This is a genomic window from Variovorax sp. Sphag1AA (assembly GCF_014192575.1).
In the GTDB taxonomy this organism is placed as follows: Bacteria; Pseudomonadota; Gammaproteobacteria; order Burkholderiales; family Burkholderiaceae_C; genus Variovorax.
On the sequence record NZ_JACHYC010000003.1, the window covers coordinates 216518 to 237441 of the forward strand.

Genomic DNA, 20924 nt, shown 5'->3' on the forward strand with positions numbered 1-20924 from the left:
ATATACCGTTTCGCGGCCCATCGCACCATCAGGTGACAGCCGCAGGCCGGCACACCTTCAGCACCATGCCGCGCAGCCATCGATGCGCAGGATCGCGGTCCAGACGCGGATGCCACATCTGCGACACGGTGATCTGCTCGGTCGGCATCGGCAGAGGGAACGAGCGCAGCGCGCCGCGTACGCGCAGATGTTCGAAGTACGACGATGGGATCAGGGCCACCATGTCGGTCGCGGCAGCGATCGATAGAGCAGTGCTGAAGCTGGGCACGACGACGGCGGTGTTTCGCGCCAGGCCCATCGACTCCAGCGCATCGTCCACTGGCCCTGCAGACCGGCCGTGGCGCGAGGTGACGACGTGGTCGCACGCAGCGTAGCGCTCGGGCGTGACTTCGGTCTCGGAGAGCAAAGGATGCCCTTCGCGCACGACTGCGACAAAGCTGTCTCGATAGAGGGCCTGGATGCGCACCTCCGGCCCTGACTCGCCGAGGACGCCGACGTCGAGGTCGATCAATCCTTCGCGCAGCGGACGCACGGCTTTGTCGGGCTTGGGTGCGAACCGCAGGCGGACACCGGGTGCGTCTTGTGCGATGCGAGCCACCAACCGGTGCGCAAAGGCCTCGATGAAGCCGTCGTTGGCCCGTATCGTGAACAAGCGCTCGAGCGTGCGGGGATTCATGCTCGCGGCGGTGGGTTGAAGGACTGCGCTTGATTCACGAACCAGTTCCCGGACGCGGTCGCGCAGTGCGAGTGCATGCGGCGTGGGAACCATCCCGCGACCGGCGCGCACCAGCAGTTGATCCCCGGTCGCTTCTCTCAAGCGCGCCAGCGTGCGGCTCATGGCCGATTCGCTCAGGCCCATGCGCTCCGCGGCCTTTACCACGTTGCCTTCGGAAAGCAATGCGTTGAGCGCAGGCAGCAGGTTGAGATCGATGTCCGGCATGCGCGCAAAGCTAGCACAGCCGCGCGAATTTCGTCTGGCGCCGCACGCAGGAACAACTTGCGCGTGGCGCTCTGGGCAAGCCCGGCGCGGCTTCCTATTCTGAATTGACGCAATCCAGCGTGCCTTCCGTGCCATCCACCATGCTGCTCTCACCTGCCATTCGCTCCGAATCCACAGCCAGCACCGACACGACCGCGAACGAGTCCGACGGCCTGCCGATGCCGCGACGCCTGTTCGCCATTGCCGCCATCCTCGGCGCAGGCGCCCTGGTGGTGCTCGACGGCGCCATTGCCAATGTTGCTTTGCCGAGCATCGCTCAGCAGTTGCGCGCGTCGCCGGCGGATGCCGTCTGGGTCATCACCGCGTATCAGCTTGCCGTGGTCATGTTCCTGCTGCCCGCTTCGGCTATCGGGGCGAGGTTCGGCTATCGCCGGGTGTTTGCCGCGGGTGTGGCGCTGTTCACCCTGGCGTCGGTGTTGTGCGCGCTGTCTCCGACGCTGCCATGGCTGCTTGGCGCGAGATGCCTCCAGGGGCTGGGTGCCGCCGCGGTCATGCCCCTCGGACTTGCGTTGCTGCGCTTTACCTATCCACGTCGATTGCTGGCGCGCGCGATCTCCTGGAATGCGCTGATGGTCGCCGGGGCTACCGCGGCAGGGCCTGCCGTTGGCGCGTTCATCCTCTCCGAGGCTAGCTGGCCGTGGCTGTTTGCGGTGAATCTGCCGATTGGCGTGCTCGTGCTTGCCGCATGTGCGAACCTGCCAGCGACATCGCCAACCAAGGACCGCATCGACCTCTGGAGCATCGCGCTCAACGCGACCATGTTCGCCTAGTTCGTTCTCGGAAGTGACCGGTTGCCGACGAACCCACTGCATGGCGGCGCGTTGCTTGGCTTGGCGGCCGTCTGCATGATCTTGCTGGTCAGACGCGAGATGCCCAAGTCGGCGCCGCTGGTCCCGCTCGACCTGCTACGCGTGCATTCGTTTCGGATCTCGATCCTCGCCTCCGTCTGCTGCTTCACTGGCCAGATGGCAAGCTATGTAGCGCTGCCTTTCTTCATCCAGCATGAGCTCGGCCAAAGCACGGCCGCCACGGGCCTCTTGATGACGCCCTGGCCGTTGGCCGTGATGCTTGCCGCACCGCTGTCGGCGCGCCTCGCGCAACGGGTGCCGACCGCGTGGCTCTGCGCCGCCGGGGCTGCATGTCTCGCGGGTGGCCTGGCACTGTGCGCGCTGTGGCCAGTGCATGGCGACCCCGCCTTGCCCATCGTGCTGTTCACCAGCCTCGCGGGCTTCGGCTTCGGTCTCTTTCAGACACCCAACAACCAGAACATGCTGCTGTCCGCACCCAAGGAGCGAAGCGGTGCAGCCGGCGGTGCCCAAGGGACCGCCCGACTCACCGGGTTGACGCTCGGAAGCCTGTTGATGAGCCTGCTCTTCGGGCTGCTGCCGTCGCACGGCGCGGTGCAATGGGGGCTGACGATGGCGGCCGTGGCCGCACTGGCGGGTAGCTTGCTGAGCTTGTCGAGAAGCAGGCTGTAGCTGGGTCGCATCGTGTGACCGCATCAGCGCGTCGACGATGCGGAGCTTGTCATTGATGCGGCTGCAAGGGTCACGGAGGAAAGCGCAAGAACGGTGAGCTTCATTGCATGTTTCCCTGTCGGAGTGTGGGTACGAATGAGCGGTCATCCTATCGCCGGGCTCGAGCGCGGTCATTTGAACCTGAGGGCACGCAGGCATGCACCAAGGTGCAAGGTGGCCTGCGCGCCGACAGGTGTTCAGGGACGGAGAGAGAGCTCGCGAGGAGCGGCAGCCTCGTGACCGTTGGAACGCTGCCTTGATACGAAGTGGAACAACGCCAGCCCCGCGAGCGTCAGCGCGAAGCCTGCCCATACCGCCGAGAGCAGTCCGTGGCCCTGTGCGATCGTTTGACCGCCAGCCCATGCGCCGATCGCGTTCGCTACGTTGAGGGCGGCCAGATTCATCGCGCCCATCAATGTCGGTGCGTCCGGTGCCGCCTGGGTGAGCCGCACCTGGATCGTGGGGATGGCGACCATTATCGTGCCGCCGACGAGGAACAAGCCTGTCATCAGGATCCACGCGTTCCCGCCGCCGACGGCCAACAGTGCCAGTGCAACCAGCGCGCTGCCGAAGCCGGCGGTCAAGCCACGTGTTGGATGGCGGTCTGCAAGCCGTCCGCCGACGACATTGCCCACGGTCATGCCGACGCCGAACACACCCAGCGCGACAGGAATCCACGTCTCCGACAGCGACGCCTCTTCGGTGACGAAGTGCCCGATGAACGTGTAGACGGCGAAGATGCTCGCCACGCCCAGCGCCGCGACAGCCACCATCGCCCAGACGGATGGCCGGTTCAAGGCCTTCAGTTCCTGCAGCACAGGGCCACCGCTCAGTGCGTCCGAACGCGGCACCCACATCCAGAGTGCGAGGAATGCCACCGCGCCAAGTGCCGATACGGCAAGGTACGCGTTTCGCCAGCCGAGGTTCTGTCCGAGCAGCGTGGCAAGGGGCGAGCCGACGATGGTGGCGACGGTCAAACCCGTCATCACCAGAGCGAACGCGCGCCCGCCTTGACCCGGTCCGACGATGTACGAAGCCACCACCGCGCCCGCACCGAAGTAGGCGCCTTGCGGAATGCCGCTCACGAAGCGGGCGAGCGTGAACATGCCCAAGCCCGTGGCCGTGGCCGACAGGACATTGCCTAGAACGAAGACCGCCATCAGGGCCAGCAGCAGGTGCTTGCGGTTCAGCTTCGCGGCCAGGATGGTCACCATCGGTCCTCCGAGCACGACGCCAAAGGCGTAAGCCTCGATGGCATGCGTGGCGGTGGCGACGTCCAGATCCAGGCTGGCAGCAAACAGCTGAAGAATTCCCATGCTTGCGAACTCGGACGTCCCGATGGAGAAGGTGCCGAGTGCGAGCGCCAGCAGGGTCAGCGTGCGACGGCGCGATTGCTGCGCGTCGGAGCAATGCACCTTCACCGAGGTGCACTGCGGTTCGTAGGCTTCGTTGAGCATGCTTGTCTTCCTCGCGCGCGGTTCAGATGCCGTGCGGCAGCGGTGCTTCGGCGTGCACGAGAGCAGCCTCTCGCAGCTCGCGCCAGAAGTGGTCCGGCACCACCGCTTCGAGCGCGGCGCGGTCTTCTGCAATCCGCGAAGGCTTGCTGGCCCCTGGAATGACAGCGGCCACCGCAGGGTGCGCCAGCGAGAACTGCAGCCCTGCCGCCTTCATCGTCACGCCGTGGCGATCGGCAATGGCCTTGATGGCTTGCACCTTCGCGAGGATTTCGGGCGTGGCCGGCGCGTATTCGAAGTTCGGCCCGCCCACCAGCGCACCCGAGCTGTAGGGGCCGCCGACGACGATGCCGAGGTCTCGCGACACCACTTGCGGCATCACGCGCTGCAGTGCCCGCGCGTGGTCCAGCAACGTGTAGCGGCCAGCAAGCAGGAAGCCATCCGGGCGAGGCCCTTCAAGCCCCAGCAGCAGTTCGATCGGCTCGACCCGGTTCACGCCCAGGCCCCAGGCACCGATGACGCCTTCGTCGCGCAAGCGGTCGAGCGCCTTGAAGGCACCTTTGCGCGCCGTCTCGAACACGCCAAGCCACTCGTCGCCGTAGAAGTCCTGCGCGACGTCGTGTACCCAGGCAATGTCGATACGGTCCGTCTTCAGGCGCTTCAGGCTGTCTTCGATCGAACGTAGGGTGGCGTCTTCCGAGTAGTCGTTCACGATGCGGTTGGCGCGGCCGTGCCTGAATACGTCGCCCTTCTCGCCGAGGTCGCGGGCGCTGACGTCTTCCAGCTCGTCGAGGATCAGGCGGCCGACCTTTGTGCTGATGACGTAGTCGTCGCGCTTGCGAGCAGCCAGCGCCTCACCCAGACGGGCTTCCGCGAGGCCCGCGCCGTAGAAGGGCGCGGTGTCGAAGAAGCGGATGCCGTCGTTCCACGCGGCGTCGACGGTGGCCCGTGCTTCCTCCTCTGGGATCGCGCGAAACATGTTGCCCAGAAGGGCAGTGCCGAACCCCAGCTTGCCGGGGAGAAGGTTCTTCAATTGCATGGTGATCTCCTGTGAATGAGCCAATGATGGGCACCCACAAGACATTCATCAAATGTATTTCCTCCATTCCAGATTTATCGTCAACAATACTTCTGAATGAGATACGACCTCAATCTGCTGCCGATCTTCGTGGCCCTGCTGGAAGAGCGCAGCGTGACCCGTGCGGCGGATCGCCTGGGCATGACTCAGTCCGCGTTGTCCAACGCTCTGGCGCGCCTGCGCGACATGCTGCAGGACCCGCTGTTCATCCGCGAGCGCTATGGCATGCGCCCCACGCCGAAGGCTGAGTTGCTGGCCCCGGCACTGACATCGGCGCTGGCTGCGATCGACACGGTGGTGCTGGGCCAGCAGGCCTTCGATCCGTCACGGGCCGATCAACTGATCACCATCGCGCCGAACAGCTATGTGGAATTCGTGTTCGTGCCCGCGTTGACGGCGCGGCTGCGCGAGCTGGCACCGGGCATCCGCTTGCGCACATTGCCCTTCGGCATGGATCTCGCGGCGACGGGCGTCACGTCCGGTGCCACGGCGATGGTGCTCGGTCGCATCACCGATGCGCCGGACAACCTCGTCGTTCAGCACCTGGCGGAAGACGGCCTGGCGTGCGTGGTGCGTGCCGACCATCCGAAGGTCGGCACCAGGATCACCAAGGCGCAGTACGAGCGCATGAAGCATGTGAACCTGCTGCCAGCGGGAGGGCGCCTGCGCGCAGGGCTTTTCCAGGCGCTGGAGCGGGGAGGGCTCAAGAGGGACGTCGCGGTGACGGTTACCCACTTCATGTCGATCCCCGAGATCGTGGCGGCCACTGACTACTGTGCGACGCTGCCGAAGCTCATCTGCCGGCGCCTGGCCAGCGATGCGAGGCTGAAGGTGTTGCCTACGCCGGTCGACCTGGGAACTTTTCCGATGCAGATGGCCTGGCATGTGCGCTATCGCAACGACCCGGCGCATGTCTGGTTGCGCACGCTGGTCGCGGAGGTTGCCGGGTCTCTGTGAGCGTCACTCGATGTGGATGCCCTTGGCCTTGATCAACCGGCGCATGGCCTGCGCCTCCCGGTCAACGATCGCCGCGGTCTCTTGCGGAGTGGTGCCGATCGGATCGAGTCCGGAATCGCTGATCAGCCTTGCCATGTCCGGCGCGTGCGTGATCGCGACGATCTCCTTGTGGAGCCTCTCGAGAATTGCAGGAGGGGTCTTGGCGGGCGCCCAGAAGCCGAGCCAGGTCAGGACTTCCACGCCAGGGTAGCTTTCCGAGAGCGTGGGGACTTCCGGCAGCGCGGTGCTGCGCTTGCCGCCCGTATAGGCCAGCGCCTTCAGCCGTCCGGCCTTGATGTTCGGCAGGGCCGAGATCGGTGGCTCCATGCCCAGCATCACCTGCCCGGCGATGAGGTCGGGCGCGGGGCTCTGCTTGTAGGGCACATGCAGCAGTTCGATGCCCGCCGCTTCCTGGAGCAGTTCGAAGCCCAGGTGCGACGTGCTGCCCGAGCCGTAGGAAGCAAAGCTCAGCTTGCCCGGTTCCTTCTTCGCCAGCGCGACAAGTTGCGGAATGCTCTGCGCCGGAACCGTCGGGTTGGCGACGATGAAGGAGCCACCCTTCAGCGCCTGCGTGATGGGCGTCAGGTCGTTCTTCGCGTCGTAGGGCGTCCTGGCGAGCAGGAAGGGCGTCATCGTGAACGGGTTGCTCGTCGAGAACAGGATGGTGTAGCCGTCGGGCGCGGCCTTGGCGACTGCATCGGCGCCGATCGACGACAGCGCGCCGGGGCGGTTTTCGACGATGACCGGCGTGTTGAGAGCGCGGCTCAGACGGTCCGCGTAAGCGCGAGCGAAGATGTCGGAGCCCACGCCCACCGGCGTGGGGGTGACGATCTTGATCGGCCGGCTGGGCCAGTTGCTCTGACTCCATGCGGACATGGACAGGCTCACGGCCAGCGCCGCGAGCAGTGAACGGGCGAGCTTCATCGATGTTCCTTGTTGCTACGGCAATGGCGGGTACGTCGTGGCGTCGAGGCCGGGCACGATGACGCGCGACGGATCGTTGTCGTTGGCCTGGAGCTGATCGACCGCGTAGTCGGTCACGCAGCCGGAGAGCAACTGCCGGGGGTCTTCGAGCACTACGCGCAATCGCGTGTTGAGCGCACGCCAGTCACCGGGGCTGGTGATGGCCGGCATCTCGGCCACGGCTTGCGTGTCCGCTGTCAGCACAGGCCGCATCGTCGATTGGGGCTCGTAGCGCGGATAGCCCTCGTACATCAGCGCGCCGAGCTCGCTCACCGCGCGCGTGTGTGCCCACAGGCTGCGCATCGGGCTCTCGAAGGCGCGCAGTGCCGCGAGATCGGAAGCTGCTTCGGGCGGCAAGGTCTGCGCGTGCGGTGCGATGAAGAGCCGTTCGAGCGCAAGCTGCTGGCGCGAGGCGCCGAGGATCATGGCGCACACCGAATTCGTGGTCCATGTCACGCCCGCGGTCGGCCGGCCCTGGCGGCCTATGACAAGCGCCATTGCGCGTGACCAGTCGATGCGGTGGCGGTCCAGCCAAGTGATCACGCGGTGGCTGATGTCCATCCCCACGAGGAAGAAGGTCGCGATCATCACGGCGTTCATCGGCACCGTGGCGCCGACGGCCGAACCGGTGGCTTCGAGATAGTGCTCTCGCATGTCTGCCGCGGTGAACAGGTCGGGCTGCGCCAGCACGCGTTCGAGGTAGCGCTCGGTGAGAACGCAGGAATAGTGGACCAGCTCCGCGATACGCTCTTCGCGCCCGCGATACGCGGCCACCGAGATCACATCGCGCCAGAGTGCGACGGAGTTGCCTTCGCGCGCGTCGCGGGTTGCCGCGATCAACCGCTCGGCCTCGCGCCGCCAGAGCATGCCGTCGGGCTCGACGAGGCGCATCTGGAGGATGGATGCGACGGCCGGCCCGTGATGCGAGATGCCAGCCAGTTCCTTGAAGCCGCGCGTCGACAGCCGAAAGCCTTCGACTTCAGGATCACGGCCGCCGCCGGGAAACAGGATGATGTCGGCGCTCGTCGCGACGATCAGTGGATCGGCGGCCGTCGCTGCGCCGGTCATCGCGGCGAGATTCGCTCCGATGCTGTGCGGGCCGCCCGTGTAGGTTTCGAAGAGGCGCAGCAGTTCGGGGCTCTGGTGCGCGGTGGAGGAAGAGGGGGTCAGGTCGAGCCGGTACACGCGGCTCGGCGTGTGGAAGCGCACATCGGCGCTCAGGCTGTTGGCGACGACCAGATAGCGATGGCCGTCGGCTTGGAAGGTGCACGCATCGGTGCCGCCTGAGGTCGGGAAGGTGTGGGCCTCGCTCAGCCTTCCCTGTTGCATCCGGTAGACCACCGACTGGAGCTGCGTGATGGGGGCTTCTCGCGAGCCTTGCAGGAAATTGATCTGCACCAGCCAGCCGCCGTCACCCTGCGGAATCCATTCGAACTCGCGACCGCCCGGCCCGCTCAGCTTCTGGTGCGGCACGAAGCGGCCCTCGCCCCATCGATACAGCGTGGAGTCATCGAGCAGACAGGCGAACGCCAGCCAGTGGGTTCCTCCGGATTCGAAGTGGCAGAAGGCGCGACCGCTCTTGCCGGCGAGTTGCTGGAACGCCTCGAAGCGCTCGCCGTTCCAGCGCAGGAGCTGCGATGGAACGGCATGGTCCGCATAGGCCAGCAGCTTCTCGTCGCCGATCTCGAAGAAGGCCCAGTTGTATCCCCAGCCCGAGCGCACCGTCTGGAACGGACGGAAGGTGTCGCCATCCCACTCGAAGATGCGCGACTGGGCATCGGAGCCGGCTTCCGCCTCCTCGTGCGCGGCGCCTTGTGCGAGTGCAAGGAAGTGCCGCTCGCCGATCCGGAAATGCGTCCACTGCTTGGCAGCTACGGTCGGCACCTGCTGAAAGACTTCGAATCGCCCGCCGATGAGCTCGAAGATGGTCGATTGAGTGTGGAGCGAATAGGGGTCTGCACCGGTGCGCAGGCTGGCGGTCGCAACGAAGGCGCGTGTGCCGACGCGGAAGAACTCCGCGTCTTCGCCGCCGGGCACAGGCAGCCGCGCGTGTTCGATGAAGCGGCCGTTCTCCCATCGGTAGACGAGCGCGTCGACATTGCTGTTGCCGAGTGTCATCAGCGGGGGCTGACCTGGAACGTCTTCGGCAAGCTGCGGCACGACGAGGTAGCGCGCGCCGGCGTGCTCGAAGACCTCCACGGCGCGTGCGCCCGAGGTGTCGAGTTCCTGGATGCTTTGCATGATGGGCCCGATGTCAGAAACCGAAAAGGCGGGTCGGGTTGTCGACCAGCACTTTGCGCCGCGCGTCCGGATCCGGAATCCAGTCGGCCAGCAGATTGAGCAGCTCGCCGGTGTCGCGTCCGCCCTCGGGGATGTGCGGCCAGTCGCTGCCCCAGATCACGCGGTCGGGCACCGCGTCGACGATCGCCTGCGCGAGCGGCTTGAGGCGGGCGTAGTTGCCATCCTTCGCGAGGCGGTAGGGGCCCGAGAGCTTGAACCATCCGCGCCCATCGGCCACGGCGCGCAGCAGGCGGTCGAAGTCCGCACGCGTGAGGCCGTCGCTTTCGAGCATGTAGCCCATGTGGTCGATCACGAAGTCCGTCGCAAGTGACGGCAGTGCGGGAATGAGATCGCGCACCACCCAGCCCGGCGTATAGAACTGCACGTGCCAGCCGAGTGGCTTGACGCGCTCGATGCTGCGTTCGATGAACGCCTGCAGCTCGGCCGTCGGCAGCTTCGAACGCAGGAAGAGGTCCAGCCGCAGCGCGCGTACCCGACGGTCGTGCAGCGCGCGCAGTGCATCGTCGCTCACGTCGTCTTCCACCATCGCGACGCCGCGGGCGCTATCGCCGGCAGCATCGAGCGCGTCGAGCATGCAGCGGTTGTCCGTGCCGTAGTAACTGGGCTGGACGATCACGAAGCGTTCGACACCGAGCACGCCCGTGGCGCGCTGGAGCTGCTGGAGATTGCCGTCGGGCAGCGTGTAGTGCGGATGCGGCACGCGCGGATAGTGTTCTGCAGGGCCAAAGACGTGGACATGCGCGTCGCAGGCACCGAGAGGTACTTCGAACAGAGGGCGCGTCAGCGTTTGCGCATCGCGCATGGGCTTGGAGGTGAGGATCTCGTCGGTCATGGTGAAGGGGAAAGTGCGGGTGTCTCGAAAGCTGCCAGTGCGTTGTTCGCGCGTTCCTGCATGGCGGCGCCGAGCACGTCGGTGTCGATGCCGGTCATGAGGAAGGGCGCAGCGCCGCGCGCGAGCAACTCGGCGTTCAGTGCGGCATCGCCAATGCCACCGATGGACAGCGGCTTGCCGGCGCGCTGACAGGCGTTCAGGGCTGCATCGAGTGCCTCGCGCATCAATGGGTGCCGATAGTCACCCGGAACGCCCAACTCGGCGCTCAGGTCGTTGGCGCCGATGCTGATCAGGTCGACACCTGGCGTGCGTGCGATCGCTTCCGCGTTCGCGATGCCTTGCGGGCTTTCGATCAGCATGTTGACGAGCACCATGTCATTGGCCCGCTGGTAGGTCTCTGCCGCCGGCAGTCGCTGGTAGCCGAACTGAGGCAAAGCGGCAATGGCCGATCGGTGGCCGTACGGAGGAAAGCGGCACGCCGCCGCGAGATCGGCCGCCTGCGCTGCGGTCTCGACCCGCGGAAAGATCAGGCCGGATGCGCCGGCATCGAGCAGCCGCCCGATGGCCCCGTATTCGCGTTCCGGCACGCGCACCAATGCGAGCAGGCCGAGGTCGTGCGCGGTGGCGCAGATTGCGCCGGCTGCGTCCAGTGGAATCGTGCTGTGCTCGAGGTCGATCCAGAGGGCGTGGTGCCCGGTTGCCTTGGCGAGCCGAGCAACGTCCGAAGTGCGGCACAAGCGCACTCCGAAGGCGGCGACCGGTTCGCCGCGAGTAAGTCGCTGCAGCACCGGATGCCCTCGGAATCGAGGCCCCGCAGGTGCGTCCTGCATGTTGTCTCTGTCAGTCATGCGCTCATCGTAGGCAGACAGAGATATATTTGGAAATACAGTTTTCGGCTTGATTTCGATATTCAAAAAGTATCATGGAACTCCGTCACCTCCGGTACTTCGTGGCCGTCGCCGAGGAGCTCAACTTCACGCGCGCCGCGGAGCGGCTGCACATCGCACAGCCGCCGCTGAGCATGCAGATCCGCGCATTGGAGGAAGAGCTCAAGGTGCGCCTGTTCGAGCGCGACAAGCGGCGCGTTTTCCTGACGCAGGCGGGGCGGCACTTCCTCGACCGGGCCCGGGCCATCCTGGAGCAGGTGGATCTCGCGAAGGGTGAGGCGCGCAGCGCCGATTCGGGCGAGATCGGTCGCATCGCACTGGGGTACACCGCGTCGTCAATGTTGTCGCTGGTACTGCCTGCGGCGCTGAGGCGCTTTCGCGAGGAGCAACCGCAGGTGGTGCTCACGCTTCGCGAGATGACATCTCTCGATCAACTGGCTGCTGTGCACGACCGTGCGCTCGACATCGGCATCCTGCGTCGCCCTGACGTGGTGATCCCCGAGGATCTCGCCATGGAGGAGTGGCACCAGTCGCCCTTGATCGCCGCGATACCGCGCGGGCATCGGCTGAGCGACGGCCCCATCCGCCTGGCCGATCTGCGTGACGAGCCGCTGATCATGTACCCCCGCGATGCGGGCATCGGCCTGTACTGGAAGGTCCACGATCTTTGCGCCAAGGCGGGCTTCCGGCCGCAGATGGTGCAGGAGGCGCGCGACGCCTCGACCATCGTCGGACTCGTGGCGGCCGGGGCTGGCATCGCGCTCGTGCCGGGCGACACCCGCTGCATCCAGCTGCAGGGCGCCGTCTACCAGCCGGTGCGTGACAAAGGTGCAGTGTCGAGCCTGTGGCTCGTGCGACGGGTGTCGGACCCGAGTCCCTTCACCGCGCTGATGATCGGTATGTTGCGTGCCGAGCGCAAACGGGCCGCCTCGCCGAAGACGGCGCGCGCGACGGTGCGCTGACCTTGCCGGGATTGCGACGTCCGGCGTCCCGCATGAAGGGCGGCCCCTTCGGTCTTGTGGCTATTTCAGGGGGAGTCAACGGCGGATAGGGTTTTCCCTAGAATCGAGGCTTTCCGATTCACAAGGTTCACATGCTCACCCTCGCACTTGTACTCGCCGCTGCCGCTGGCCTCGTTGTCCACGGTGTCAGCACGTCCGAAGGTGACCAGCAGCTCTGACCTGATCGACCCAATGTCTCCTCGGGTCCGGTAAGGACCCGATCTCGGCCCCGCGCAGCGATGCTCGGGGCCTTTTTCTTTGTGCGCCCAGATCCTCAGGCTTCGAGCGCGTCGGATTGGCGGACTCGCCGGTGCGCCACGCGAGCGCGCAGCAGGGCTGTCGCCCACCAAAGAAACGCCACGTTCGCGAACAGGCCCAGGCAGACGATCAGCCCGGCGCGATCTGCGAAGCCCGTGCTGAGATCCAGCAGCAGCAAGGCAAGCGTCCAGGGCAGTGCACACAGGATCGCGATGGCCAGCAGAACACTCTGTTCCGAGGGCTTCAGCGTCGCCGCGACCAGCGGCACGGCGAGGGCGGTACCAAAGGACGGGACCCACCATGCGTGGCGATACCAAAAGGGCGACCTGTCTGTGTTCATGCAGATCATTGTGCGGGGCGTCCGGCGTCGCCGCCTGTGGAATCCACCACGAAGACGCGAGAGTTTGCTGTCGCGTTGCGCGGCTCTGACGGTCAGTGCCTCAGCACATCTCCCAGGAACGCCCGCGTGCGTTCATGCCGTGGCGCGGCGAAGAACTCTGTCGGCGTTGCCACTTCGAGGATCTGTCCCTCGTCCATGAACACGATGCGGTCGGCCACCTCGCGGGCGAAGCCCATTTCGTGCGTCACGCACACCATGGACATGCCTTCGGCAGCCAGTCCGACCATGGTGTCGAGCACCTCCTTCACCATCTCCGGGTCCAACGCAGACGTGGGCTCGTCGAAGAGCATCAGCCGCGGGCGCATGCACAAGGCACGCGCGATGGCGACGCGCTGCTGTTGGCCGCCCGACAGTTGCGCCGGGTATTTGTGCGCATGTTCGGCCACACGCACCCGGGCGAGCAGGTGCATGGCCGCCTCGTGCGCATCGCGCGCGCTCATGCGGCGGGTGGAGACCGGGGCGAGCGTGCAGTTCTCCAGCACCGTCATGTGCGGAAAGAGGTTGAACTGCTGGAACACCATGCCCACCTGCTGGCGCACCGAGGCAAGGCCCGCCGCGGATGCGCCCAGATCGATGCCGCACACCTGCAGCGCGCCGGTGTCGAAGCCTTCGAGCCCGTTGAAACAGCGGATCAGGGACGACTTGCCGGAGCCCGAGGGCCCGCACACCACGATGCGCTCGCGCTCGCCCGCCTGGAGATGGATGTCGCGCAGCGCGTGATAGTCGCCGTACCACTTGTTCAGCGCCTTGGCGCGCACGATGGGGGAGTGGGGAGGCGGCGTTGCTGACATGGAAGGCTCAGCCGCGACGACCCACGTCCAGCGAGGCATGCAGCCGGGCGCTGTAGCGGGACATGGCGAAGCAGAAGATGAAGTAGATGGCGGCCACGAACAGGTAGATCTCGGTGCCGAAGCCCTGCCACTGCGCATCCGCAATGGCGCGCTTGGCAGCCGTCATCAGGTCGAAGATGCCCACGATCACCACGATCGAGGTGGCCTTGAAGAAGGCGATGAACACGTTCACCAATGCGGGCAGCACGGCGGTAAGGGCCTGCGGCAGGACGACCCGCAACGTGGTCACGCGCGGACTCAGGCCCAGTGCGGCCGCGGCTTCGTACTGACCGCGCGGGACGACCTGCAGGCCGCCTCGGATCACCTCGGCGAGATACGCGGCGGTGAAGAGTGCAAAGGCGAGGAAGACGCGAAGCAGCTTGGACAGGTCCATGCCCTGCGGCAGGAAGAGCGGGATCATCACGCTGGCGAGGAACAGCACCGCCAGGAGCGGCACGCTGCGTGCGATCTCGATGTAGGCCACGGCCAGCGCCTTGCCCACGCCCGGGCGGCTGGAATGGCGAAGCAGCGCGAGCGCCACTGCCAGCGGAAAGCCGGCCGCCAGGCCAAGCGTGGCGAGTATGAGCGTGACCGGCAGCCCGCCCCACTGGTCGTCCGGCACGAAGGGCAGGCCCATGACGCCGCCCCACATCAGCGCACCGAAGGCAGCCAGCGCCACGACCCATGCGATGGCCAGTCGACGGTTCCACCAGCTGCGGCGGGTGGAGAGCATGTACATCGCGACCAATATCGCCATGCCCAGTGCAGCGCGCCACTGCTGCGCATAGGGGTAGATGCCGAAGACGATGAGCCGAAACTTTTCGTTGATCACGGCCCAGCACGCGCCTGCGCCCGCGACGCGGCAGGCGTCCGGTCCCTGGCCGTGGGTGTTGAAGACCGCATGCAGCACGCCCCAGTCCAGCAGCTTCCAGCCCAAGGCGAGGAGCAGCAGGGCCAGCACCAGCGTCGTAGCGCCCGTAGCCGGTGTCGCGAAGAAGTCGGATCGCAGCTGATGCAGCCAGAAGCGGCGAGCCATCGGTGGCGGCGACGCCTCGATGCGAGTGGTCGCGACGTAGTGCGTCAAGCGAGCTCCCAGCGCCGGTGTCGCTGCTCGAAAGCGTGCATCGCGGCACTCACCGCCAGGCTCACGCAGGCGTAGAAGAGCATCACGATCGCCATGATTTCCACCGCCTGGCCCGTGTCTGTGAGCATGGTGTCGCTCACCGCCATGAAGTCCTGGTAGCCGATCGTCACGGCCAGCGTGCTGTTCTTGAAGATGCCGATGTACTCGCTGGCCAGCGGCGGCAGGCCCACCCGCAGCGCCTGCGGCCCGAGCACCCGCCGCAGCGTCGCCGAACGCGACAGCCCGAGCGCCGAGGCAGCCTCCAGCTGGCCGCGAGGCAGGGCGCCGACGGAAGCCCGCACGATCTCGGCGATGAAGGCTGCGGTGTAGAGCGAGATGCCGATCAGGAGCGCCGCGAACTCGGGCGACATGGAAACCATGCCATGCACATCCAGCCCGTCGACGGTCGGGAACAGAAAGATGCCGCGATTGCTCGCCAGCAGCAGCGAGCCCGCGCTGTCGGAGGCCGGCGGCAGCTCGAGCAAGAGGCCATACCAGAAGGCCACGTGAAGCAGGACCGGCACATTGCGCATCAGCTCCACATAGGCGCGGGCCAGCGAGCGAGCGAGCGGGTTGCGCGCCAGCGCGCCCAGTCCGACCAGCAGGCCGAGGACCGACGCCAGCACGATCGACGCGGCGGTCAGCTTGAGCGTGTTGAGGGCGCCCGCCAGCAAGGCCATCGCAAAGGTGTCGACGCCGGGCTGGAATTCGAGCGGCGAGTTGAACACCGGCGTGATCGCCGGTTTGCCGAGGAAGTCGAAGCCTGTGTGCACTCCGCGCGCGTGCAGGTTGGCCCCCGTCACCCGGAACATCAGCACCAGCAGGGCCGCCAGCAGTGCGAAGGCCGCGGCCTGCCTGAGTGCGGCGCTCCAGTTCCAGCGAGCCGGCGGTGCGGGGCGGTTCATGCGCGCGGCGTCAGCGCATGGGCACCGCCCAGAGCAGGCCGCCCTTCTCGGCAAGGCGGTTCTGCGCGCGGGGCATGCCGCTTGCGGCGAAGGCGCGGTCGAAGGTCTCGCCGTAGTTGCCGACCTGCGCGATCACGTTGGTGGCCCATTCCTTGTCCAGGCCCATGGAAGGGCCCAGGTCGCCTTCCGTGCCCAGCAGGCGCTTGATGTCGGGGTCGGTGGAGCTGGCGAAGGTCTTCAGGTTCTGCGAGGTCACGCCCAGCTCTTCGGCATTGATCATGGCGTTCAGCGTGTAGCGAACGATGTCGAACCAGCGGTCGTCGCCCTTGCGCACCACGCCGGCCAGCGGCTCGCGCGCATGCGTCTCGGGCAACAGCGTGTAGTCGGCCGCCTGCGCGCCCAGCGTGCCCTTGAAGGTGGCCAAGGCGGACAGGCTGTGGAAGATCGCGTCGCAGCGCTTGGCCAGGAACGCCTTGCGCATCTGCTCGCCCTCGGAGAAGGGCACGGGCTTGTAGCGCACCTTGATCTTGCCGAAGTACTCGGCGGCATTGGTCTCGCCCGGGCCGGTGATCATGCAGATGCTCGCGCCGTTGAGCTTGCTGGTGCTGTTTACCTTCAGCGCGTTCGGCACCATCACGCCATAGGTATCGAAGAAATAGGTGCCGGTGAACTGCACGCCGGACTTGGACTCGCGCGCCAATGTCCAGGTGATCTGCGAGAACGAGAGATCCACTTCGCCCGACTGCACCGCCACGAGCCGCTGTGCTGGTGTGAGATTGATGAACTTCACCTTGTTCGCATCGCCCAGCACCGCGGCCGCCGTGGCGCGGCACAGGTCGGCATCGAGGCCGCGCATCACGCCGGTGCTGTCAGGCAGCGAGAAGTTGGGCGAACTGCCGATCACGCCGCAGTTGAGGACACCTCGCGCCTTCACCGCTGCGAGCGTGGGGGACGCCGCCGGCGCTGCTGCCGGTGCAGCTGGGGCTTGCGCGAAGGCTGTGGGGCCAGCGGTGGCGACGAGCAGGGTGACCAGTGCCAGTCGGCGGATGCTCGTTTGCTGCATGGTGTGGTTCTCCTCGGGAAGCGATGCGGGTTGTTCAGGTCGTCGCAAGCACCTCGGCCAGCGCGGTTGCGCAGTGCTCGACGTCTTGCGTGCTGTTGTAGAAGTGGGGCGAGACACGCACGCCTTCGCCACGCGCCGACACGCTGATGTTGCGTTCGGCCAGTCGCAGGCGCGTGGCTTCGCCATCAGGTGCGCGGAACACGAAGATGCCGGCGTGCTGGTCGCGCGGCGTGACCAGGTCGAGGCCCAGCCGGTCGGATTGCGCGATGAGCTCCTGGCCCAGTGCACGGACGCGCGCATGGATGGTGTCCCATCCGATGCCCTCGAGCAGCTCCAGCGTGCTGTCCAACCCGTACAGCGCCGGTGTGTTGACATGGGCGTATTGCAACTGGTGGGAGTCGTCCATGTTGGCGTAGCCCTGCCATGCCGGTGCCATGGCCTCGCGGGCGCGCGCGGAGGTCACGAGCATCCCGATGCCGAAGCCCGAGAGCATCCATTTGAAGAAGGAAGAAGCGTAGATGTCGACTTCATCCAACTGCGTCGGCACCGCACCCAGTGCCTGGATGCCATCGACCATGAGGAGCGTGCCGCGCTCCCGGCAATGCCGGCCGAGCACGCCCAGGTCCAGTGTGGTGCCGGTGCCTGAGTGAGTCTGCGACACGACGAGCACGCGCGCGCCGGCGTCTGTCGCCTCCATGAGGCGCGCTTGCCGTTCGCTCTCGTGCGCGATGGGCACGGCCACGAGTTCGGCGCCTTCGCGTTCCGCCTTGTTCCAGATGCGGATGACCGAGGGAAACTCGTCCTGCGCGCAAACGATGCGGTCGCCGCTGCGGAACTCGAGGCTGTTCGCCGCGAGGTTGAGGCCCTCGGTGGTGTTGGAGACGAAGGTGATGTCCTGGGCCGTCACGCCCAGCCACTGCGCGAGCCGCGAGCGCACCTTGGCGATCATGGCCCACCACTCGGGCCGCGCGTCGTAGCCGCGGTTCTTCACTTCGTCATAGAAGCGCGCGACGGCGGCGCCATGCCCCTTCCAGCACAACCCCGCAGCGGCGGTGTCGAGGTAGACGCGCTCATCGAGATGGGGGAAGAGCTCGCGCAACTGCGCGGTCCTTTCGACGGCTACCAATGAGGCCATGGCGATGTTGATATTTAGTTGAAACTATTCAACAAGCTGTTTAACATCGATTAGAGCGGTGCACGCCGAGGGTGTCAAGCCGACTAAGGGAAAGAAAGGACCGCATGGAGAAGAAGAAGCGCGCGCCAAGACTGTCGCCCGAGGTGCAGCGCGAGCGGGAGCTGATCCTCTCTGCGCTCGACGCGATCGTGCCGATGCTCGGCGCCATGGTGGGCGACCACATCGAGGTGGTGCTGCACGACCTGACCCGCCCCGAGAGTTCGGTGCTGCGCATCGCCAATGGCCATGTCACCGGTCGCCAGCCCGGCAGCCCGGTGCTCGCGGGCCCTGGCAACGACAAGGCGCTGGCCATCCTCGCGGACGGCAAGCTGTCGGCAAAGTCGCATGAGCACATCTCGGTGTTTCCCTATCCCACCTTCGCGCGCGACGGGCGCTCGCTGGTCTCGGCCACGGCGATGTTCCGCGACTCGTTGGGCCATACCTTCGCGGCGCTGTGCCTGAACGCGGACTTCCACAGCATCGAGGCCGCGCAGGCCCTTCTTGCGCGAATGCTGCCCGCGCGCAATGGCGCCGCGCAGGAAGCGCCCAAGGTCGAGGTGCTGGACACGGAGGCGCTGATGCTGGACATCATCTCCAGCGCCGTGCGCCGCTATGGCAAGCCGGTGCAGAAGATGGGCAAGGACGAGAAGACCTCGGCGGTCGAGATGATGCTCGACCGGGGCCTCTTCATGGTCCGCGGTGGCGTGGAGCGCGCCGCCGGTGCACTGGGGGTGACGCGCTTCACCATCTACAACTACCTCGACGATGTGAAGGCCCGCCGCGGGGAAGCAGCAGCATCGCTCAACGGGACGAGGGCGAGGGGCTAGCCCTCTCGTCGACCACCCGGTTTCGCAGCACACCCACGCCCTGTACCTCGGCCTCCACGACGTCACCCGGCTTCAGCAACTTGTCCGGCCGCTGTTTGTGAAAGCCGGCCACGCCCGCAGTGGTCCCGGTCGTGATCACGTCGCCTGGCTCCAGCGTCACGCGTGACCAGTACGCGACGATCGCGCCAAAGTCATACGCCATGTTGCGGGTGTTGTCGCGCTGGCGCACCTCGCCGTTGACTCGCAACTCCAGGTTCAGGTTGCCGGTGTCGCCGATCTCGTCGAGGGTGGTGATGCAGGGGCCGAGCGGGCAGCAGGTGTCGAGGTTCTTGCCCTGGAACGGAATGCCGTGGGATTGCTCGGCAAGGATGATGTCGCGCATGCTGACATCGTTGACCACCGTGATCCCGGCCACGACCGAGCGCCATTCTTCTGCGCGCACGTTCTTGCAGCGCGTGCCGATGACAAGCGCGATCTCGATCTCGTAGTCGAGCTCCTCGGTGAGGTGCGACCGCACGATGTCCTCGCCCGGTCCGATGACCGCCGACGGCATCTTCAGGAAAGCGAGCGGGTAGTCCGGCACGTCCAGCCGCACCTTCTGCGCGTGTACCTCATCCACGTGCGAACGGTAGGTTCCACCCGTGGAAATGATCTTGGGCGGCCGGGGAACCGGCGCCAACAGACGCACGGCGTCTACTGCGTGGGCCACGCGGGCAGCGATCAGTTCATCCCTGCCACAGCCACGTGCATGCTCGTCGGCAGCGCGCGCAGCCTGCATCGACAACGGCCCGCCTTCAAGGAATCGGACCATGTCGCCCGGGATGCGGACGGCGGCCATCTCCGCAGCGAACGGTTCGTTCGAAAGCGTCGCTGCATAGGCGCGTCCGAGGTCGACGACCAGGTCGCCTTGCAGGCTGCCAACGCGCGGCGCGGCGTCGCCCGGCTCGACAAAGGTGACCAGCTTCATAGGTCCCCCTCGTGACGACGAACCGCCCGCAGGATCGCCTGCAGGTCGTCGCAGCCGGCAGACGCTTCGAGCGCCGCCAGCGCGTGCTCGGAGACACGCCCGCCCGCAATCTCCACCGCGGTCACCCCATTGAGCGCCCGCAGCACGGGCTCGATCACGCGCGACGCGGTCACGGCCCTGAGCTCGCAGCCGACGCACATCCCGGTGAAGCGCACGCGCACCACGCCGCGTTCGTCAAAGGACTGCAGCTCGAGCCCGCCGGCGTGCGAGCGCAGCAGGCTGTCGAGCGCCTGCACGCGGACTTGCACTGTTTCCATCACGCCACCTCCGTCACAAGGCCGAGCTTTCGCTTGGCCGCTTCGAGGTCGATGCCCATGATCCGCGCAAAGTTCTCGCCGAGGATCTTGCGGCGGTCGTCGCGCGTGATCTGCGGGTAGCCGTAGCCGGCGCGCAGGTCGTCGGGAATCTGCAGCGTCATGAAAGCCTCCAGGTACGGTTGCGGATTGCCCGCGAGCGCAGCCTCCGAGCCCCAGAGGATCTTGTCCGGCCCGGCCGTCTGCAGCAGTCGGCCGATGTGCTCCTGCACCCGCCGCGGCGCCACGCGGTAGAACGCCATGAACCCGGCCAGCGACAGGTAGACGTTCGGGAAGCGCGTGGCGATCGACACCATCTCCTCGAAGTAGGGCAGGGCGAGGTGGTGCACGATGAAGTCGGCCTGCGGGAAGTCTCGCGCCGGCGCTTGCAGGTCCACGGGGCTGAGCCATTCCATGTTCTGCAGGCCGTAGGGGTTGCCCTTGTGGAACTGGAGCACCCGCACACCGTTGGCGAGTGCGCGTTCGTACATCGGATAGGCGAGCTTCTCGTCGTCGCAACGCCAGCAGTCCTTCAGCTTCGCGTGGCCGTTGTAGAACTTGAACGAGCGCGCACCGAGCACGCGGGCCTGGTGGTCGATTTGCTCGAGCGCATCCGCCAGCCCCCGATAGCCCGGGTCCACGCCGCCGCAGAACAGCACGCGGTCCGGATACGCGGCAGCCATTGCGTGCTGCGTGCGAACCGGCGAATACCAGTCCTTGAACCAGTCGAACATCGGGACGGTCTGGGCCATCGCCATGTCGGTCGACGAGCCGTTGAACACGAGTTCGTGCATTTCCTCGACGCTCCAGCGGGTGTCCCAGCGGAAGTCGGTCCGACCGCCCGGTGCGGACCTCGGGTCGCGCACCTGCGCCCGGATGTAGTCGAGGATCCGGTCTCGCGCCGGCAGTGCATCCTCGCGATCGGTGCGCACATTGCCTGCCGACAGGTCGTAGAGGTGGATGACGTTGTCGAAGACGAAGAGGTTGTCGATCAT

The 20924-nt window shown here is 66.3% G+C and carries 21 protein-coding genes; 5 read left to right on the forward strand and 16 right to left on the reverse strand.

Going from position 1 to position 20924, the window contains the following annotated elements; genetic code table 11:
• Positions 1-28 precede the first annotated feature (28 nt).
• Entirely contained in the window at positions 29-940 is a 912-nt protein-coding gene (locus FHW64_RS12850) for a LysR family transcriptional regulator (protein ID WP_184526687.1), read from the reverse strand.
• 119 nt (positions 941-1059) lie between these two features.
• Here FHW64_RS12850 and FHW64_RS34410 point away from each other — a divergent pair, with 119 nt between their 5' ends.
• Together FHW64_RS34410 and FHW64_RS34415 are read left to right on the forward strand one after the other, a co-directional pair.
• Positions 1060-1770, forward strand: coding sequence for an MFS transporter (locus FHW64_RS34410; RefSeq protein ID WP_311733299.1), 711 nt, complete (start codon positions 1060-1062; stop codon positions 1768-1770).
• A 51-nt stretch (positions 1771-1821) separates the two neighbouring features.
• Entirely contained in the window at positions 1822-2478 is a 657-nt protein-coding gene (locus FHW64_RS34415; protein ID WP_260304451.1) for an MFS transporter, read from the forward strand.
• A gap of 236 nt (positions 2479-2714) precedes the next feature.
• On the opposite strand, the gene FHW64_RS12860 is transcribed toward FHW64_RS34415, so the two are convergent.
• Together FHW64_RS12860 and FHW64_RS12865 are read right to left on the reverse strand one after the other, a co-directional pair.
• Positions 2715-3974 (reverse strand): MFS transporter, encoded by a 1260-nt coding sequence (locus tag FHW64_RS12860; RefSeq protein WP_184526689.1) that lies wholly within the window; start codon positions 3972-3974, stop codon positions 2715-2717.
• Positions 3975-3996: 22 nt separating this feature from the next.
• Positions 3997-5010 (reverse strand): aldo/keto reductase, encoded by a 1014-nt coding sequence (locus FHW64_RS12865; protein WP_184526691.1) that lies wholly within the window; start codon positions 5008-5010, stop codon positions 3997-3999.
• A gap of 96 nt (positions 5011-5106) precedes the next feature.
• Here FHW64_RS12865 and FHW64_RS12870 point away from each other — a divergent pair, with 96 nt between their 5' ends.
• Entirely contained in the window at positions 5107-6006 is a 900-nt protein-coding gene (locus tag FHW64_RS12870; protein ID WP_184526693.1) for a LysR family transcriptional regulator, read from the forward strand.
• 3 nt (positions 6007-6009) lie between these two features.
• Here the strand turns inward: FHW64_RS12870 and FHW64_RS12875 are convergent, their stop codons facing one another.
• The 4 genes from FHW64_RS12875 to FHW64_RS12895 are packed head-to-tail and all read right to left on the reverse strand — an operon-like array spanning position 6010 to position 10989.
• Positions 6010-6969: a tripartite tricarboxylate transporter substrate binding protein gene (locus FHW64_RS12875; protein ID WP_184526695.1), complete on the reverse strand. Its 960-nt coding sequence runs from the start codon at positions 6967-6969 to the stop codon at positions 6010-6012.
• A gap of 15 nt (positions 6970-6984) precedes the next feature.
• Positions 6985-9249 carry a DUF5624 domain-containing protein gene (locus FHW64_RS34200; RefSeq protein WP_221210323.1) on the reverse strand — a complete coding sequence of 755 codons (2265 nt, stop codon included), beginning with the start codon at positions 9247-9249 and terminating at the stop codon, positions 6985-6987.
• A gap of 13 nt (positions 9250-9262) precedes the next feature.
• The gene (locus tag FHW64_RS12890; protein ID WP_184526697.1) at positions 9263-10141 is read right to left on the reverse strand and encodes an amidohydrolase family protein; all 879 of its coding nucleotides are present in this window, start codon (positions 10139-10141) and stop codon (positions 9263-9265) included.
• Positions 10138-10989, reverse strand: a complete 852-nt coding sequence (locus tag FHW64_RS12895; protein WP_184526699.1) for an HpcH/HpaI aldolase/citrate lyase family protein — start codon at positions 10987-10989, stop codon at positions 10138-10140. Before FHW64_RS12895 ends, FHW64_RS12890 begins: the two co-directional genes overlap by 4 nt.
• 74 nt (positions 10990-11063) lie before the next feature.
• Between FHW64_RS12895 and FHW64_RS12900 the strand changes: the two genes are divergently transcribed.
• Positions 11064-11990, forward strand: a complete 927-nt coding sequence (locus tag FHW64_RS12900) for a LysR substrate-binding domain-containing protein (protein ID WP_184526701.1) — start codon at positions 11064-11066, stop codon at positions 11988-11990.
• Positions 11991-12303: 313 nt separating this feature from the next.
• Here the strand turns inward: FHW64_RS12900 and FHW64_RS12905 are convergent, their stop codons facing one another.
• The 6 genes from FHW64_RS12905 to FHW64_RS12930 all read right to left on the reverse strand — a co-directional run bounded on the left by FHW64_RS12905 (position 12304) and on the right by FHW64_RS12930 (position 17743).
• Positions 12304-12627: a hypothetical protein gene (locus FHW64_RS12905; protein WP_184526702.1), complete on the reverse strand. Its 324-nt coding sequence runs from the start codon at positions 12625-12627 to the stop codon at positions 12304-12306.
• A 92-nt stretch (positions 12628-12719) separates the two neighbouring features.
• The gene (locus tag FHW64_RS12910; protein WP_184526704.1) at positions 12720-13478 is read right to left on the reverse strand and encodes an amino acid ABC transporter ATP-binding protein; all 759 of its coding nucleotides are present in this window, start codon (positions 13476-13478) and stop codon (positions 12720-12722) included.
• Positions 13479-13485: 7 nt separating this feature from the next.
• Positions 13486-14601, reverse strand: coding sequence for an amino acid ABC transporter permease (locus tag FHW64_RS12915; RefSeq protein ID WP_184526706.1), 1116 nt, complete (start codon positions 14599-14601; stop codon positions 13486-13488).
• On the reverse strand, positions 14598-15545 hold the full coding sequence (locus FHW64_RS12920) for an ABC transporter permease subunit (RefSeq protein ID WP_184526708.1): 948 nt from the start codon (positions 15543-15545) through the stop codon (positions 14598-14600). The genes FHW64_RS12915 and FHW64_RS12920 overlap by 4 nt, the downstream gene beginning before the upstream one ends.
• 10 nt (positions 15546-15555) lie before the next feature.
• Positions 15556-16608 (reverse strand): amino acid ABC transporter substrate-binding protein, encoded by a 1053-nt coding sequence (locus FHW64_RS12925; protein WP_184526710.1) that lies wholly within the window; start codon positions 16606-16608, stop codon positions 15556-15558.
• Positions 16609-16642: 34 nt separating this feature from the next.
• The gene (locus FHW64_RS12930) at positions 16643-17743 is read right to left on the reverse strand and encodes an aminotransferase class V-fold PLP-dependent enzyme (protein ID WP_184526712.1); all 1101 of its coding nucleotides are present in this window, start codon (positions 17741-17743) and stop codon (positions 16643-16645) included.
• Positions 17744-17847: 104 nt separating this feature from the next.
• Here FHW64_RS12930 and FHW64_RS12935 point away from each other — a divergent pair, with 104 nt between their 5' ends.
• Positions 17848-18609: a transcriptional regulator gene (locus FHW64_RS12935; RefSeq protein ID WP_184526714.1), complete on the forward strand. Its 762-nt coding sequence runs from the start codon at positions 17848-17850 to the stop codon at positions 18607-18609.
• Here the strand turns inward: FHW64_RS12935 and FHW64_RS12940 are convergent.
• The 3 genes from FHW64_RS12940 to FHW64_RS12950 are packed head-to-tail and all read right to left on the reverse strand — an operon-like array spanning position 18584 to position 20924.
• A complete protein-coding gene (locus tag FHW64_RS12940) occupies positions 18584-19576 on the reverse strand; it encodes a fumarylacetoacetate hydrolase family protein (RefSeq protein ID WP_184526715.1) in 993 nt (330 codons plus the stop codon). The genes FHW64_RS12935 and FHW64_RS12940 overlap by 26 nt on opposite strands.
• The gene (locus FHW64_RS12945) at positions 19573-19893 is read right to left on the reverse strand and encodes a NifU family protein (RefSeq protein ID WP_184526717.1); all 321 of its coding nucleotides are present in this window, start codon (positions 19891-19893) and stop codon (positions 19573-19575) included. The genes FHW64_RS12940 and FHW64_RS12945 overlap by 4 nt, the downstream gene beginning before the upstream one ends.
• Positions 19893-20924: an amidohydrolase family protein gene (locus tag FHW64_RS12950; protein ID WP_184526719.1), complete on the reverse strand. Its 1032-nt coding sequence runs from the start codon at positions 20922-20924 to the stop codon at positions 19893-19895. Before FHW64_RS12950 ends, FHW64_RS12945 begins: the two co-directional genes overlap by 1 nt.